Below are 14277 nucleotides of genomic sequence, written 5' to 3'. Positions count from 1 at the left end.
GCGCGGGAATGGGCGGCACCACTCTTTCGGAGATTGACCAGGCGATCGACGACAAGGCGGCCGGACTGATCGACGTGGGTGGCGGCAAGCTCACGACCCGCGACACGCTGTACCGCGAGCAGGAGATACTGGCGCGCGTTCAATCCGGACGCGATCAGGTGCCCGCGATCCTTTCCACCCACGACACGAAAGCCTTGATCGAAAAAACCGAAACCGCTCAGGGCTACCACCTGTCTGAAGGTCAACGCGAAGCGATCACCCTGGCGCTCACAACCCAGGACCGCGTGACCGGTATCGTCGGTGCCTGGGGCGTCGGTAAAACGACGGGCGCCGTCCGTCCCATTATCGCGCAAGCCAAGGCCTCGGGGTTTCATACCATCGGCATGACGCCTACTACGAAGGCCAAAAAAGAACTTGCGGACGCGAAGCCCGATGAGCTTATGACAATAGCCTCGTGGCTTCAAACGAAACCGGAAATGCAATCTAACGGCAGCATCAAAATAAACGAGAACCGCCTTATCGTCATGGATGAGGCGGCCATGGTCGGGGCAGAAGATATGGATCGCGTGCTGCAAAAGCTTGACCGCGAAGGCGGGCGCCTCGTCCTCGTGGGCGATCCCCAACAGCTTCGCAGTGTAGGCGCTGGCGCTCCCTATCAACAAATGATGGAGGCGCGTGCCGTTCAGTTCGCCAAAATTAGTGAAGTGCAACGCCAGTCCGATCCACGCCTTAAACAGATGGCCCAGGTGTGGGCCGATGGAGACGCCAAGGCCGCCGTCGCCATTGCCCAGGAGTACATGCAGTCCGTCACTGTGACGGACGCGGACTGGCGGGCGGTCGGCAAAACGCCCGATCAAGAGAGGGTCTCTGAGTCGCAAACGCAAAGTGAAGCGGGGGAACTGAAGCCGACGGATGCCATGATCGCTCTGGCAGAGCGGGTCGGATTGGAGGACGCAGGAGATTTGTCTTTTCAAGAGGTGCGGGAATATCTCGACGCCAACACCGAGAAGGTTTTGGGGTTTGACGAGGGTCGTGGCAAGGATAAGGACCCGCAGCAGAAGGTTAAGCCGCCAAAGATTCCACGCGAGGTCCGGCAGGCGGCACTTGTCCGCGAGACCGCTTCCTCTTATCTCTCGCTCTCTCCCGATGAACGTGCCGATACGGTCCTGATGACCAGTACGAACAAACTGCGCTCGGCGATCAACACCCAGGTTCGCGCCGGACTTAAAGAGCGCGGCGAGATCGGGTCCGAGTCTGTCACCATCCGCGCGCTAGATAAAGTGAGCATGACCAAAGAGGCCTTATCTCGAACTGAGTCTTACCAAGACCGCTCTGACCTTATTGTTCGCATGAGCGAAGGTCGGGGTGAGGCAAGGCGCGACGTGGACTGGCAAGTGAAAGGTGTTGAGCGGGGCCGCGTCATTTTAGAGAACGACGCTGGGGAACAAAAGCACTGGAACCCCTCGACTGCCAAATCTCCCAAGGTTTACGCATCACGGGAAATCTGGTTGTCACCCGGTGACGAAATTAACTTCAGGGACAGCGCAGGTCTGCGTGACACTCCTGACCGCATTGAGAACGGCGCGGACGCTAAGGTCGTTCGCCTTTCTCCCGATGGTCCGGTTGCGCGGATGGAGGACGGGCGCGAAGTCACCCTGCAAAAGGACCAAAACTACCCCCTCGACTACGGCTATTGCCGCACGGTCCACAAGGCCCAGGGCATGACCAAGGGCGGGGCGATCTACGCGGTTGAAAGCGTGGGGCAGGAGTCCATCTCGCAGTTAGCGGGTGTGGCTTGCACTCGTGAAAAAACCAGTCTACGCATTTTGACCGACGACCCCGAAAAGGTAGGGAAAGCCATGGAAAAGTGGGCCGTCCACGAAACCGCCATGGCCGCCACCAAGACCACCCAAGCCCCCGACCTGGACACCATCCAAGCCCTACGCCGGGAAGCCCAAGCCGAACTCGGCCACCACGGCGACCTGGCCCGCGCCCGCGACGCCCGCCCTTTGGAGATTGAGCAAGCCCGCCAAGAAATGGAGATCGAGCGATGAACTGGAACCGTTTGAGAGACAGCCTCCCGATGGGCGCTTTGAATTTCCGCGCGCGCAGCTAATAGCACGGGGCCAATCCCGGCCCCTTATATAAAGGAGTTCACATGATTAAGCGTATTGCAATTCTTGGCCTGGCCCTGGCCCCGTCCGTCGCCCTGGCCCACAACTCCCCCGGCACCCTGCGCTTTGGGATCTCTGAAACGCACGTGGGCATGGCCGGCGCAGCCGCCAACATGCCCGGCCTCACGCTCGGAGTGGGCGGGCAGTACCACGGGGTCGGGATCCGTGCAGGGGTGTCGTATGCCCGAAGTGGCGGGGCAAGCCTGGAAGCCCTTCGGATCCGCGCCACGGCCTCCCCCCGGGCGACCCTGAGCCCCTACTTGTCCGCGGGGATGATCGACCTGGCCTCCCTTGGCGGGGCGACCTCGAGCGCCATCACCTATGCGGTCAACCCCACCACGGGGGTCATTACCCCGGCCACTACCATCACCGATCTCCCGCCGCGCGGGGTGGTGATGGGGTACGCGTTCGCGGGCCTGCGGGCGCGGGTCGCGCTCAACCCACGCTGGGCCTTAGCCGCGCATGCGGGTATCGGGGCAGGGATCGGGGGCTCGGTGACGGGCCTCCCGGCCTCCTCCGCCGGCGGCGGACGTAGCCCCTTCGCCACCTTGTTTGGTGCGGGGATTCGTTACCGGGTAACACCCCACACCGTGGCGGCCCTGTCCTACTCGCGGACCGCGATCCCGGTCCGGGGCGCGACCTTCCGGTGCAGCGGGGTCGCTCTGACCATGGCACGCACTTTCTAACCACCAGGAAGCAGAACGGCCACCCCACCACGGGGTGGCCACCTTGGCTCTTAGGAGGCCATATGAAAAGGAACCGAAAAAGAGTTGAGCCCCGCTCTTATCCAAACGCGGTGTCCTGGAACGACCGACGCCGCCAATGGGGGCGGGTCGCAGGCGGCCGGACCATCAACAACCGCACGTTGCTACCTCGGAGAAAATGAATTTCCGCCGACGCAGCTAATAACTGAGCAACACAAACAGGAGAAAGACGATGAGCCAAATTTCAGATGCCATTTTTGCCCGCGCATTTGATGCCGTTTTGTTTGAAGGGAAGGCTAAGCCTGACTTGACCCGAGAGATCATGGCCTCCCTGCGGGGGCTTCGCCACCCGCGCGACGTCGAGGCGGTGCTGCTTGGTTCCCGCCTGTCCGGTGGTGAGGTGTGGGGCCGTCCCCACCTAGTTCGCCTGAGGGACAAATACCTCAACCAGGAGACTGGAAATGACTGAGTCCGAGTTGGAAAAAATGGAGGAGGTCGTGTTTGCCTCCATCCCACCAGGGGAAGTTCATCTGATTCTGTCCGAGTGGTCGGGCACCAATTACTTCCTTTTGATAGAAGCCTTGTTCCTCCACCTGAATATCAAGGAGGTCAAGAAGGCTGCGCGGGTCGGGGTCAACACGGCGGATGAAATGATCCTCGTCCGCGCCGTCGGCACCTACACCCTGCAATAGGAGGAATCACCATGGACATATTCGAAAAACTGCGACTCCGCCGCCGCGAGCAGGACCGCGACCAGGACGCCAACCGCGCCGATGCTTGGCGCCAGGAGGACACCAACCGCGCCGAGGCGCTGCGCCGGGAGGATGAGGCCCGGACAGAGGCCCAGCGCCGGGAGGACGAGGAGCGTCGCGTGGCCGCCGCAGAGGCGGCCGACATCGAGGCCGCGATCGCCCGGGAGGAGGCCGAGGATCGCGCCCGCGAGGCCGCGCTTCGGCCTGTCCCCGACGAGGCCGTGCGGCCCTATTCCCACGACCCAGAGATGGACCCCGGCTGGCTGGATCGCTGGGAGGCCGAGGGCGTGATGACGCCCCTCACCAATGAGGAACGAGCCAAACTCGAAATAATAGATCGGGAGGACCCCATGGGTCGGGGGATGCGCGAGCAGTTTTTGCCCCGCGAAGTCCTCGCCATCCGCGCCCACAGTGAGCGCGTGGTGGCCGAGCGCGAGCAGGCCAAGGCCGCCGCCCTTGAGGAGCAGGAGGAACCGTCGCAGAAGGAGGAGGAGGAACAGGAAGCGGCGCCACACGAGCAGGAGCGCGAGCGTCTGGGGCAGGACGAGCGGAAGTCGGCGGCTGTAGTGGTGGAGCGCGAGCAGGAGCCGGATGACGACATGGAGATGGATCGCTAGGGGGATTTCCCCCGATGCAGCTATACATAGGGGGCCGGGCATTGTCGTCCGGCCCCGCTGAACCAGAATAGGAGGGTACAATGGACATTTCGACGGACATCAAAAACGCGGTGCGCGAGCATAACCGCTCGGCGTGCGGCGGGTCATTTCTCAAATGGTGGGCGCGGTTCCTCGCCGGGCTCGCGGGTGCAGGGTGGGCGGGAGTCATTTTTCTCTCTGATATTTTTGCCCAGCACGCCACCGGATTTTTTGGGAATGTGGAAGCGATCGTTGGCGGGGTGGTGGCCTGGAAGCTTTTACCAAAAGCCATCCGCCAGGCACGCGCGCAGGTGCGCGGCCCGCGCGCTCCTGACGCGGACGAGGCCCATCAGCGCGGCACGCGGATCGTCGATGCCACGATGGCGGCGCGGGTCCTGCACCACGGCGCCGGCGACCTGGAGATCGGGGGCGTGCCCCTGCCCCGCAACGTCGAACAACAGCACGTTTTGCTGTTGGGCGCCCCGGGGTCGGGCAAGAGCGTCGCGCTGAAAGCGCTTCTGATGGCGATTCGCAACCGTCACAGTGACGGCGCGGTGATTCATGATCCCACCGGCGAGATGGTCGCCATGCTGCATGACCCATCCAAAGACCTCATCATTAACCCGCTCGATGCGCGCCACGCGCCGCGGTCGCCATGGACCGACATGCAGCCAGGCGATGAGGCGATGCTCTCCAAAGCCCTGATTCCAAGCGCGGATGGTGACAACAAATATTTCTCTGATGCCGCACAAGCGACCTTGGAAGTATTGTTTCAGCAGACTGCCAATGTCGATGACCTTGTGCGCGCGGGCCTCGGGGAGAGCAGCACGACCCTGATCGAGCGCCTGGAAAAGGCCGGGCTCGCTGGCATGGTCGGAAACGCGAAAACCTTCGGCAGCGTCCGTGGCAATTTGGCGCCCTATCTGAAAAGCCTGGCTTTGTTGCCCCCCGTGCCTCCCGGCCTGGACGGCGTGAGCCTGAAGGATTTTTGCGAGCGCCCCGCCGGCCGGTTCATTTTCCTGCTGACCAGCGGACGGACCCGGGATGCGCTGGCCCCCATCCATAAACTGTTCCTCTCGCAACTGGTGGCCGTGGCGACATCCCTTCGGCCGGACCCCGCGCGGCGTGTGTGGCTGGCCCTCGATGAGGTCCCGGTCCTTCTCCCGTCGCCGACGATTGGAACCGTCTTGAGCGAGGGCCGGAAGTTCGGGCTTTCCATAATGATGGCCGCCCAGGCGATCGGGCAGGTCAAGTCGCGCGTGGGAGCGGACGAGGCGGCGGCGCTCTTGAGTATGCCGAAAAGCCGCCTTTTGCTGCGCGTCGGGGATGGCGAGACGGCCGAGGCTCTGAGTCGCGAGATCGGGGACCGGCATATCAAGCGCCGCCAAGTCTCACACACCGAAAACAGCGGGGGCGGAGGTCAGGGCAGCAGCTCGTCCCGCGGCACTTCCACCACATGGCAGGACCAGACCGAACGCGCCGTGCTCCCCAGCCAGATCATGGCCCTGCCCGACCTTATGGGGGTGTTGAGGGTGGAGACCTCGACTATGTGGGTGCGCCTCGCCTACCAGTCCTACCCCACGATCGCCGACGACTACCAGCCCATCCCGCCGCGCCCCCTGCCGGTCCCCGAGGAGGGCGAGGGGGAGTAACGAATCGTTACTGTAACGCTATCAGAGGAATCGACAATGACAAGCCAAACTCGAAATGATCCTAACCTGTACAGCGACCGGGGGCCGTTTTCCCTGGCCGCTGCCGGCATCGCCGCCGCTATCGGCTGGTGTGTGGGGGTGGAGATGGTGGCATACCACTACGGTCAGTCGTTCCAACCGCCGCTCGCGCTGTTCCACCTCATCCTGCGCTGGGGCCTCGTCCCCGCGCCTTGGGGCTGGCGGCGATTCGTCCCCACCGTCGTGGCCGCGCTGTTCGGAGCGTCGGCGGGCGGGGCCGTCTGGCGCCTTCTCACCATCCCCAGCGAGCGCCACATAAGAGGGTTCATCCTGCACAAGGACCCTCACGCGATCGCCATGGCGCTCAAGCCCGGCAAGGCCGAGGCGCCGGGGGTTTTGATTCACCCAGAGGTGCCGATTAGCCAGAGTCTCGAAACCCGCCACACCCTCCTGGTGGGCGGGTCTGGTGGTGGGAAAACGACCGTTCTGTGGCCACTGATTCAGCAGGCGCAGGCGCGCGGGGACAAGATTTTGCTGTTCGACTCGAAAGGGGATTTTACCGAAAAGCTCGGCGGCCGCTTCACTCTCCTATCCCCAACCGACTCGCGGTCCGCGCGCTGGGCGCTTGGCAATGACATTTTGACGAATCTCGACGCGCACTCGCTGACAGAGACGCTGATCCCATCGGCCCCCGGCGGCGACAAGGAGCCGATGTGGGTCAACGGGGCGCGCGCCCTATTACTGGGGGTCATTACTGACGTGCAGCACAACAATGGCCAGGGGTGGGGATTCGTGACTCTAGCGGCGGCGATCGCTCGCGCGCTCGCGGATTTCGACACCCTTAAAAATATCATCGCGCGCGAGGACCCCGCCATGCTGTCGCTGCTGGGCGGGGAGGACGCCGCCGCGCCGTCACGGACAACCATGGGATTTTTGGTGCAGGTGGCAACGAGCGTGCGGCATGTTATAAACCTCGGGGTGGCGGCCGCCGATCTGGCCCACAGCAAAAATCCCGGCTGGGCTGTGCGCGCCTGGCTCGCGGGCAAAACGCCCCCTGTGGCCGTGGTCGGGTTCCGGGATAGCGCCCGCAGCCTGTCCCAGGCCTGGGCCGCGAGCCTAATAGAACAGGTTGTGCGGCAGGTGGGTGATATGCCGGACGCCTCGCCCGCCGATCGCCGGATCTGGCTGATCGTGGATGAGGCCCCGCGCTCCGGCAAAATCCCCTCGATCACCGATGCCCTGACCACGGCCCGGTCAAAAGGGTTGCGTGCCATCCTTGGCATCCAGTCGCTCGCGCAGATCCGCGAGGTCTACACCCGCGAAACTGCCACCACCTGGGCGGGGCAGACAGCGAGCAAAATCATCTGCCAGACGACCGCCCCCGAGGACCAAAAGTGGTGCTCGGACCTGTTGGGGGAACGCGAGGTGGAGCGTTACTCGCACCAAATATCACAAAACTATCATAATGATAGCGGCGCCCAACACTCCGGCAGTTGGCAGCGCGTGCGCGAGCCGGTTTTGCTCCCCGCGTCGTTCGGTCAGGAACTGCGCGTCCTGCCCACTGGCCCGCGCGCGCTCCTGATGAGCGGGGGCGAGGCGGCGCTACTGGACTGGCCGTTTCCACAACTGCAAAAACATCGCCCGGCTTATGTCCAGGCGCGCTGGACGCAGCCGGGCTATCAGCGCCCAGTGTGGGGTAAAGCGCCCCCGGACGTGGCGGCCCCACCGACCACCACCACCGACCGGCCTGATGAGAAGAAGGCGAAGCGTCGCGACCCCGTGCCGGCCCCACAGGCGCCGGCTCCGATCCCGTCCGGGGACCTGCCGGACTTCCCCACGGCTCCCGCCGCGCAGGAGTCGGCCGGCGACGACCTCACCAAAGAGGCCGCCGCGCACACCCTCGATGCCGTCGTGCCGGGCGCGTCACTGGCGGCCCGGATTCTGGAGACGGCGGCTCGGGCGGCGGGACAGGCGCCACCGGCGGCCGCACAGCAGTCCTCGCCCATGATCCCGAACCAGGGGCAGGAGCCAGAGGACGAGCGCGGGGGCGAGGACGATGAGTAGTTGCGTTACAGTAACGAAATGCGTAGCTCCCCGGTTGCGCGCGCCCCGTCGGGGCGCGGCCATCCAGGGAAGAACTTTTCGATAGGAGGAATGCTCTATGGGCACGCTTCTCAAATGGCTGTTTGCTTCAGCGATCTTTTTCCTATTTGCCGATCCGACACTAGGCCTCGCGTTGTTTTTTCTGTGGGGGATTTTGGCGCTCGGCTTCCTCCCGTTTTGGGCGCTCGCGGACCTGGAGCGCGGTGGCCGCAAATGATTCCCCCGTTTCGGGGGGGCTCCCCGCGCGCTCCGCGCGACTGGTTTCTCCCCGTCGTCATGCCCCGCTCCCGGCCAGGGGGAGAATGTGTGGGGGTCCGTGCCACCGCCGCGGCGCTGGGCTGCGCCACGCGCCGGGCGGGTTGGGTTCCGAGCGCGATACGCACTCGTGCAACATAACACCATGCGTTATACGTCATCGGATCGCTAAATTATAGCGTTACTGTCACGCTACCCCAACATCCCCACCAGATCCTCGGCCCGCAGGTGCGTATACCGCTTGAGCATCTGCAAGGTCTTGTGCCCCGTGATCGCCGCCACCTGCATAGGGTTCAGTCCCTTCTCAAAGAGCCGCGAGGTTGCCTCATGTCGCAGGTCGTGGAAGGTCAGTCCGGTGATGCCGGCGGCCTTACAGACCTCCGCAAAGGCGCGACTGATGGATCCTGTATGCACCCCGAATACGCGCCCATCGAGGCGCCTGGGGAGCCCGTCCAGCACGGCCAAGGCCGTCGTGGACAGCGGTATCCGCCGGGGCGTGCCCGTCTTGGTCTCCGGGATCAGCAACACCCGCGCCTGGCGGCATTGCGGGCCGGACGGCCCGTCCAGGTGATCCCATCGCATGGCCGCGATCTCCCCGCGGCGCATGGCGGTCTCTATGGCCCAGGTGATGAGGGGGCCAATCTCCCCGCCATAGGTGGCGGCGGCGGACATAAGCCGGGCGTATTCGTCGCCCTGCAGGCGGCGGTCGCGCTTATCATCGACGCGCGGACGGCTCACGAGCCGCACGGGATTACCCCACGGTAGATGGATGTGCCATTCCTGGGCGGCCACGGTAAACACGTGCGAGAGGATATTGAGTTCCCGGTTCAAGGTCGAGGCGGATACCTCCCTGAGGCGCCGATTCTTGTAGGCCGTCAATTCCTTGCCCGTGATACCAGAAATAAAGCCGTGAGCAACGGGGTCTTGGCCGATCATCCGAAGGTGGGAGCGCTCCATGGTGGCCCCGCGCTTTTGGGTGGTGATCTCGCGCTGGTACCGGTCAAGCAGTTGGCCCAGGGTCGTGTTTTCGGCCTCGGCGCGGGACATAAAGATCCCGCGGTCCATCTCCGATTCGATTTGTTTGGCCCAGACCTGGGCCTCGGTCTTCAGGTCGAAAGTCCGGGCCATTTCGGGATAGCCCTGTTTTTTAATCCGTACCTGCCAAACTCGCCGCCCACCTGGCCCCGGCCTTGTTCGGAAACTCGCCATGTCCACCCCCCTAATTTTATTTCAGGTGGACATATGGTGGACATACTCGGATTAAAAGGGAAGATGGTGACGCTAAGTGCTTGATTGTATTGGCGTCCCCAAGGGGATTCGAACCCCTGTTACCGCCGTGAAAGGGCGATGTCCTAGGCCTCTAGACGATGGGGACCACTTTGATGCCCTGCACCTCGACCCCACTCGCGGCCGCGCCTGCGATGGGCATAGAAGGCCCGTTACTCTAAGAGTAACCCTCGGCAAAATCAAGCTCTAGCCCTGCTCCAACTCCGAGTCGCCCGCGACACCCCTCGCGAAGAAGCCGCCACCGGCCCGACCGCCAAACACCAAAAACCCCGACACCCCGCCGGGACCACAAGGTCGGATCGGCCACGCGCCACCTCCCGGCACGCGCCAGTCAGTCGGGCCGGCGTGCGGCCATTGCTTGACCCCTCTCAGACGCCATCACCACGGCGGCACCTTTTCCTCGCCTCGCCCACGGACGATCGAGGCCATCACGCCCGCAGCGGGCCCATCCGCAGTTCCCGACCCGACCTCGGGCGTCTACACTAGGCCTTGGGCAGCCATATGAGGGGGTCTTGGTGGACACCACGGAGCCGAAACGCGCCTTCCGGTGCGCGCCGCGACGGCAATCCCCGCGCGTACGGATGGACGCATGAGTACCATACGAGCCCCTGTCGCGCTCTGGCGCCGCCCGGTGTGGTCCACGGGTCGCAAGGACTGCGTGGGTACGGCGCTTGGTCACAGCCGGCTCTGGTTTACCATCGGCCATGGCATTGTCACCGAGGTCTTTTACCCGCGTATCGATATCCCGCAGATTCGCGATCTCGGGTTCCTGATCGCAGACGGGCGCGGCTTCTGGCAGGAGATCAAGGCGCTGCCCGACCCCATACTCGAGCTCGAGGATGCGCGCGTCCCCTTGCCGCGCCTGCGTCACCGCCACGAACGCTTCGAGTTCACCCTTCAGGTCTGCGCCGACCCAGACCGCGATGTTCTATTGATCGACTTCGCGCTCGCCGGGAACGCCGACCTGCGCCCCTACCTGCTGTGCGCCCCGCGCCTCGGTGAGGACGCGCGCGCCAACCGCGCGTGGGTCGGCTCGTGGGAGGGGCGGCGCGTATTGTGGGCCGAACAAGGGCCCTTTGGATTGGCGATCCACTGCCGTGATGCCGATGGCTATGCGGTGCTCGGTGCCTGCGCGGTGGGCGAGGTCGGTGCAAGCGACCTCTGGCAGGACTTTCATCTCAATGGGCGCATGACCTGGGGATATACGGAGGCCGGACCCGGAGAAGTCGCGCTCGGCGGCGCCCTGCCGCCCCGTGGCACGCTCGCCCTCGGGCTTGGCAGCAGCAAGGAGGCCGCCGCGACCAGCGCGTGGTCCTCGCTTGCCGAGGGATTTCCGCGCGCCGCCCAAGAATACACCGCGCATTGGCGCGCGTGGCACGCGGCCCGCATCTACCCCCAGGACATCGCCACACGACTCCCATCCGACATCGCCGCGCTCTATACGCGCTCGGCCACGGTGATCAAGGTCCACGAGGATCACACCTTCCCAGGCGCGTTGGTGGCAAGCCTCTCGGTCCCGTGGGGTGAAACCAGCGACACCCTGGGCGGCTACCACCTCGTGTGGTCCCGCGACCTGGTCGAGAGCGCGGGCGCGCTCCTAGCCCTCGGCGCGCACAAGGAGCCCTGTCAGATCCTCGCCTATCTGATCGGAACACAGCAGGCCGACGGCCACTGGCTGCAAAACCAGTGGCTCGGCGGCAAACCCTTCTGGAATGGCGTACAACTCGATGAGGCGGGCTTTCCGGTGCTGCTGGCAAGCGCCCTCAAGGCGCACGGAGCCTTGGGCGACATGGCGGTCACGGACATGGTCTTCCGGGCGCTCTCCTTCATCGTCTGCGAAGGCCCGGTAACCGCCCAGGATCGCTGGGAGGAGGACGCCGGCATCAACGCCTTCACGCTTGCCGTGATGATCGCCGCGCTGGTTGAGGGGGCGACGTTTCTCGATGGTCGCGCGCGGGCGTGCGCACTCATGTTCGCCGACTACTGGAATGCGCGCATCGAGGCCTGGACCTATGCTGAGGGTGATCCGTTGTCCCCCTATGCTGAGGGTGATCCGTTGTCCCGGCAGTTCCAGGTCCCCGGCCACTACATCCGCATGGCCCCGCCCGACATCCTCACCGACCACGACGCCGACCGCGAAGTCCTGCCCATCAAAAACCGCGCTGACGACCCGCAGCTCGCCGCCTGTTGCCAGGTATCCAACGATTTCCTGCAACTCGTGCGCTATGGTCTGCGCGACGCCCGCGATCCGCGCATCCTGGCCTCCGTGACCGTCATGGACGGTCTATTGAAGACCGACACGCCAAGCGGGCCGGTCTGGCACCGCTACAACGGCGACGGCTATGGGGAACACGCCGATGGCCGGCCCTTCGACGGCACCGGCATCGGACGGGGCTGGCCCTTGCTCACCGGCGAACGCGGCCATTATGCGATCGCTGCCGGCGACGACGCGCTCCCCTACCTGCGGGCGATGGCCGCAATGACCGGACAAGGAGGCCTGCTGCCGGAGCAGGTGTGGGACAGCGCGCCGATCCCGGAATACGATCTCATTGCGGGACGTCCGAGCGGCTCGGCCATGCCGCTCGTATGGGCACACGGCGAATTCGTGAAGCTCTGCCACAGCCATATGCTCGGCGTGCCGGTCGATCGCCCGGTGGCGACCTGGGAACGCTATCGGGGCGTGCGCCCCACGCCCGATTTTTGCATCTGGCAGCTCCACCAGCGTCCACACCACCTGCGTGCCGGCGAGGAACTGCGCATTGCGCTCGCCGCGCCGTTCACGGTCCACTGGGGTCAGGACGGCTGGCAGACCGTGCGCGACACGCCGTCTGAGGACTGGGGGCTTTTGCATGTCGCCATCCTGCCGCGCGAGGCGCTCCGCGCCGCCAGCACCGTGCAGTTCACCCTGCGCTGGCAGACCGGGGATTGGGTGGGTCAGGACTTTCACATCGATGTCAGGAGGGATCCGTGATGCCGACCCATCTCGCGGGTCGGACCGCACTGGTCAGCACAAGCGAGGGTCTCGGCACCGCCATCGCCCGTACCCTGGCGGCGACCGGCGCCAGGGTTGCCATCCCTTACCGTGGCGCGCAGGTGAGGGCCTGGTCGCGGCCATAAAGGGCATCGGCAGGCGGCGCAGACCTTTGCCGCCGACCTTGCGGACCCCGGGGCGGCCACGTGCGAGCGGCGCTCGCCGCCGGGAGACCGGCGTCGAGCGCGCTGCTAGGCGATGCACGGCGGCATCCCGGGTATTCCCGGCCACGCCGCCGAGACCCACCCCTAGGCGTCTATGTCTCTTGGGATCACATGACCAAGCCGTGGCAAGGACACGCGTAACGCAGGCCCCGTGGTCATGGTAGTCACGATCGCCATGACTACGAGCAGGGTATAGACGATATGCGGTATGAATCCGGCGCTATACCCGATATTGATGACGATAAGTTCCATGAGCCCACGGGTATTCATCAGCGCCCCCATCACCGCCGCGCTCATGCCATCTAGCCCGCCAATGCGCGCACCGGCATAGGCCCCGGCACCCTTGCCCACCGTGGCGGCGAGTACGATGGCCGCGCACCACAGCCACAGCATGCCATTGTCGATGCCGGTCAGATCCGCGCGCAGGCCGGCATAGGTAAAAAAGATCGGCAGGAAGAACACGAAGATGAAATCGCCGACCGTCTGCTGAAACCGGGTCACGAACTCGGTATTGGCGTTCGCGATCACCCCCGTCACGAAGCCGCCGAAGATGGTAAATATGCCGATCTCGTAGGTCATCATGCCCGATACGAATACCGCAAGCAGCGTCAGGGCCAACACATCCGGCGGGAGTCCGGGCCCTGCGGGCCACGACAGGTGCGCCAGCGCGCGGTGCACGAGCGGCTTCACCACCGCAAAGGCCACGACGAGATAAAGCCCGAGAAATACAAGGCGCCACGCCATGGCCGCCGCCGAGAAATGCGCGCTCGCAAAGGTCGCCACCGCCAGCAGCAAGAGCCAGCCGGCCACATCGTTGGCGGCCGCGGCGCTAATGGCGATCGCCCCGATACGGCTCCGTGCCAGGCCGTATTCCACCAGGATCCGGCCGAGGACGGGCACAGCGGTGATGGCAAACGCGGTGCCGATAAAAAGGCTATAGGGGACGACCGGGATCCCGCGCGCCAGATAAGGTTGAGAGACGAACCCCAGGACCATTCCCAGGACAAACGGCAGCGCAATCGATCCCGTCGCCGTGGCCGCCGCCGCCCGCCCGTTCGCCGCCTCCCTGAGGTGCGAGAAATCGAAGCCCATGCCGATTTGAAACATGAGCAAGGTAAGCCCGATCTGGCTCATGATCACAAGCGGCAGGGGCGCAATGCTGGCAAAGACATAGTGAAACAATCCGGGATCAAGACGCCCGAAAAGCGATGGACCGAGCAGCACGCCGGCGATGATCTCGCCCACCGAGCGCGGCTGACCCACCTTTCTCGCAAGCCATCCCAGCACCCGCGCCGAGGCGATGATCGCCACCAGCTGAAGCAGCACGAAATACAGCACCCGCTCGGGCGATTGCGCAAGGCCGCCCAGATCTCCGCCCGACATCATACCTCCATCCCACAACGGCCCCGCGGTCTTTCCGCAAGACGACACCCACGGGTCGTATCGAGCACGCCATGGGTGCAACCGAGTGCAAGCTTAATACGACGTCCGCGTCTCCACCA

Annotated in this window: 12 protein-coding genes and 1 tRNA gene; 10 read left to right on the top strand and 3 right to left on the bottom strand. The window is 64.6% G+C overall.

The genetic code is table 11. From position 1 onward, the window contains the following. Positions 1 to 8: 8 nt before the first annotated feature. The 8 genes from C4901_RS07350 to C4901_RS17630 all read left to right on the top strand — a co-directional run bounded on the left by C4901_RS07350 (position 9) and on the right by C4901_RS17630 (position 8255). Positions 9 to 2054: an AAA family ATPase gene (locus tag C4901_RS07350; RefSeq protein WP_370445975.1), complete on the top strand. Its 2046-nt coding sequence runs from the start codon at positions 9 to 11 to the stop codon at positions 2052 to 2054. Between the two features lie 104 nt (positions 2055 to 2158). Continuing rightward, positions 2159 to 2860 carry a hypothetical protein gene (locus C4901_RS07345; protein WP_110136767.1) on the top strand — a complete coding sequence of 234 codons (702 nt, stop codon included), beginning with the start codon at positions 2159 to 2161 and terminating at the stop codon, positions 2858 to 2860. 250 nt (positions 2861 to 3110) lie between these two features. Then, entirely contained in the window at positions 3111 to 3347 is a 237-nt protein-coding gene (locus C4901_RS07340; protein ID WP_110136766.1) for a hypothetical protein, read from the top strand. Continuing rightward, positions 3340 to 3570: a hypothetical protein gene (locus C4901_RS07335; RefSeq protein WP_110136765.1), complete on the top strand. Its 231-nt coding sequence runs from the start codon at positions 3340 to 3342 to the stop codon at positions 3568 to 3570. Before C4901_RS07340 ends, C4901_RS07335 begins: the two co-directional genes overlap by 8 nt. An 11-nt stretch (positions 3571 to 3581) precedes the next feature. Then, the gene (locus C4901_RS07330; protein ID WP_110136764.1) at positions 3582 to 4247 is read left to right on the top strand and encodes a hypothetical protein; all 666 of its coding nucleotides are present in this window, start codon (positions 3582 to 3584) and stop codon (positions 4245 to 4247) included. Between the two features lie 80 nt (positions 4248 to 4327). Beyond that, positions 4328 to 5917: a type IV secretion system DNA-binding domain-containing protein gene (locus C4901_RS07325; protein WP_110136763.1), complete on the top strand. Its 1590-nt coding sequence runs from the start codon at positions 4328 to 4330 to the stop codon at positions 5915 to 5917. 132 nt (positions 5918 to 6049) lie between these two features. After that, on the top strand, positions 6050 to 7999 hold the full coding sequence (locus C4901_RS07320) for a type IV secretion system DNA-binding domain-containing protein (RefSeq protein ID WP_168185618.1): 1950 nt from the start codon (positions 6050 to 6052) through the stop codon (positions 7997 to 7999). Positions 8000 to 8096: 97 nt separating this feature from the next. Further along, positions 8097 to 8255: a hypothetical protein gene (locus C4901_RS17630; protein ID WP_168185617.1), complete on the top strand. Its 159-nt coding sequence runs from the start codon at positions 8097 to 8099 to the stop codon at positions 8253 to 8255. A gap of 230 nt (positions 8256 to 8485) precedes the next feature. On the opposite strand, the gene C4901_RS07315 is transcribed toward C4901_RS17630, so the two are convergent. Both C4901_RS07315 and C4901_RS07310 read right to left on the bottom strand, forming a co-directional pair. Beyond that, the gene (locus tag C4901_RS07315) at positions 8486 to 9421 is read right to left on the bottom strand and encodes a site-specific integrase (protein ID WP_205736261.1); all 936 of its coding nucleotides are present in this window, start codon (positions 9419 to 9421) and stop codon (positions 8486 to 8488) included. Positions 9422 to 9592: 171 nt separating this feature from the next. Beyond that, a tRNA-Glu gene (locus C4901_RS07310) sits at positions 9593 to 9668 on the bottom strand. Positions 9669 to 10169: 501 nt separating this feature from the next. Here C4901_RS07310 and C4901_RS07305 point away from each other — a divergent pair. Then, positions 10170 to 12551 carry a glycoside hydrolase family 15 protein gene (locus C4901_RS07305; RefSeq protein WP_110136760.1) on the top strand — a complete coding sequence of 794 codons (2382 nt, stop codon included), beginning with the start codon at positions 10170 to 10172 and terminating at the stop codon, positions 12549 to 12551. Beyond that, on the top strand, positions 12548 to 12697 hold the full coding sequence (locus C4901_RS17625) for a hypothetical protein (protein WP_168185616.1): 150 nt from the start codon (positions 12548 to 12550) through the stop codon (positions 12695 to 12697). Before C4901_RS07305 ends, C4901_RS17625 begins: the two co-directional genes overlap by 4 nt. Positions 12698 to 12859: 162 nt before the next feature. Here C4901_RS17625 and C4901_RS07300 read toward each other — a convergent pair whose 3' ends face one another. After that, positions 12860 to 14161, bottom strand: a complete 1302-nt coding sequence (locus tag C4901_RS07300) for a cation:proton antiporter (protein ID WP_205736260.1) — start codon at positions 14159 to 14161, stop codon at positions 12860 to 12862. Between the last annotated feature and the right edge of the window lie 116 nt (positions 14162 to 14277).

Origin of the sequence: Acidiferrobacter sp. SPIII_3, assembly GCF_003184265.1 — a bacterium.
Lineage (GTDB): Bacteria > Pseudomonadota > Gammaproteobacteria > Acidiferrobacterales > Acidiferrobacteraceae > Acidiferrobacter.
The sequence above is the reverse complement of the archived record's forward strand: the minus strand, read 5'-3'. Positions and strand labels throughout refer to the sequence as shown.

Coding starts and splice junctions, on each gene's coding strand:
- C4901_RS07350 (WP_370445975.1), top strand. CDS start 9: ATGGGCGGCACCACTCTTTCGGAGATTGACCAGGCGATCGACGACAAG.
- C4901_RS07345 (WP_110136767.1), top strand. CDS start 2,159: ATGATTAAGCGTATTGCAATTCTTGGCCTGGCCCTGGCCCCGTCCGTC.
- C4901_RS07340 (WP_110136766.1), top strand. CDS start 3,111: ATGAGCCAAATTTCAGATGCCATTTTTGCCCGCGCATTTGATGCCGTT.
- C4901_RS07335 (WP_110136765.1), top strand. CDS start 3,340: ATGACTGAGTCCGAGTTGGAAAAAATGGAGGAGGTCGTGTTTGCCTCC.
- C4901_RS07330 (WP_110136764.1), top strand. CDS start 3,582: ATGGACATATTCGAAAAACTGCGACTCCGCCGCCGCGAGCAGGACCGC.
- C4901_RS07325 (WP_110136763.1), top strand. CDS start 4,328: ATGGACATTTCGACGGACATCAAAAACGCGGTGCGCGAGCATAACCGC.
- C4901_RS17630 (WP_168185617.1), top strand. CDS start 8,097: ATGGGCACGCTTCTCAAATGGCTGTTTGCTTCAGCGATCTTTTTCCTA.
- C4901_RS07315 (WP_205736261.1), bottom strand. CDS start 9,421: ATGGCCCGGACTTTCGACCTGAAGACCGAGGCCCAGGTCTGGGCCAAA.
- C4901_RS07305 (WP_110136760.1), top strand. CDS start 10,170: ATGAGTACCATACGAGCCCCTGTCGCGCTCTGGCGCCGCCCGGTGTGG.
- C4901_RS07300 (WP_205736260.1), bottom strand. CDS start 14,161: ATGATGTCGGGCGGAGATCTGGGCGGCCTTGCGCAATCGCCCGAGCGG.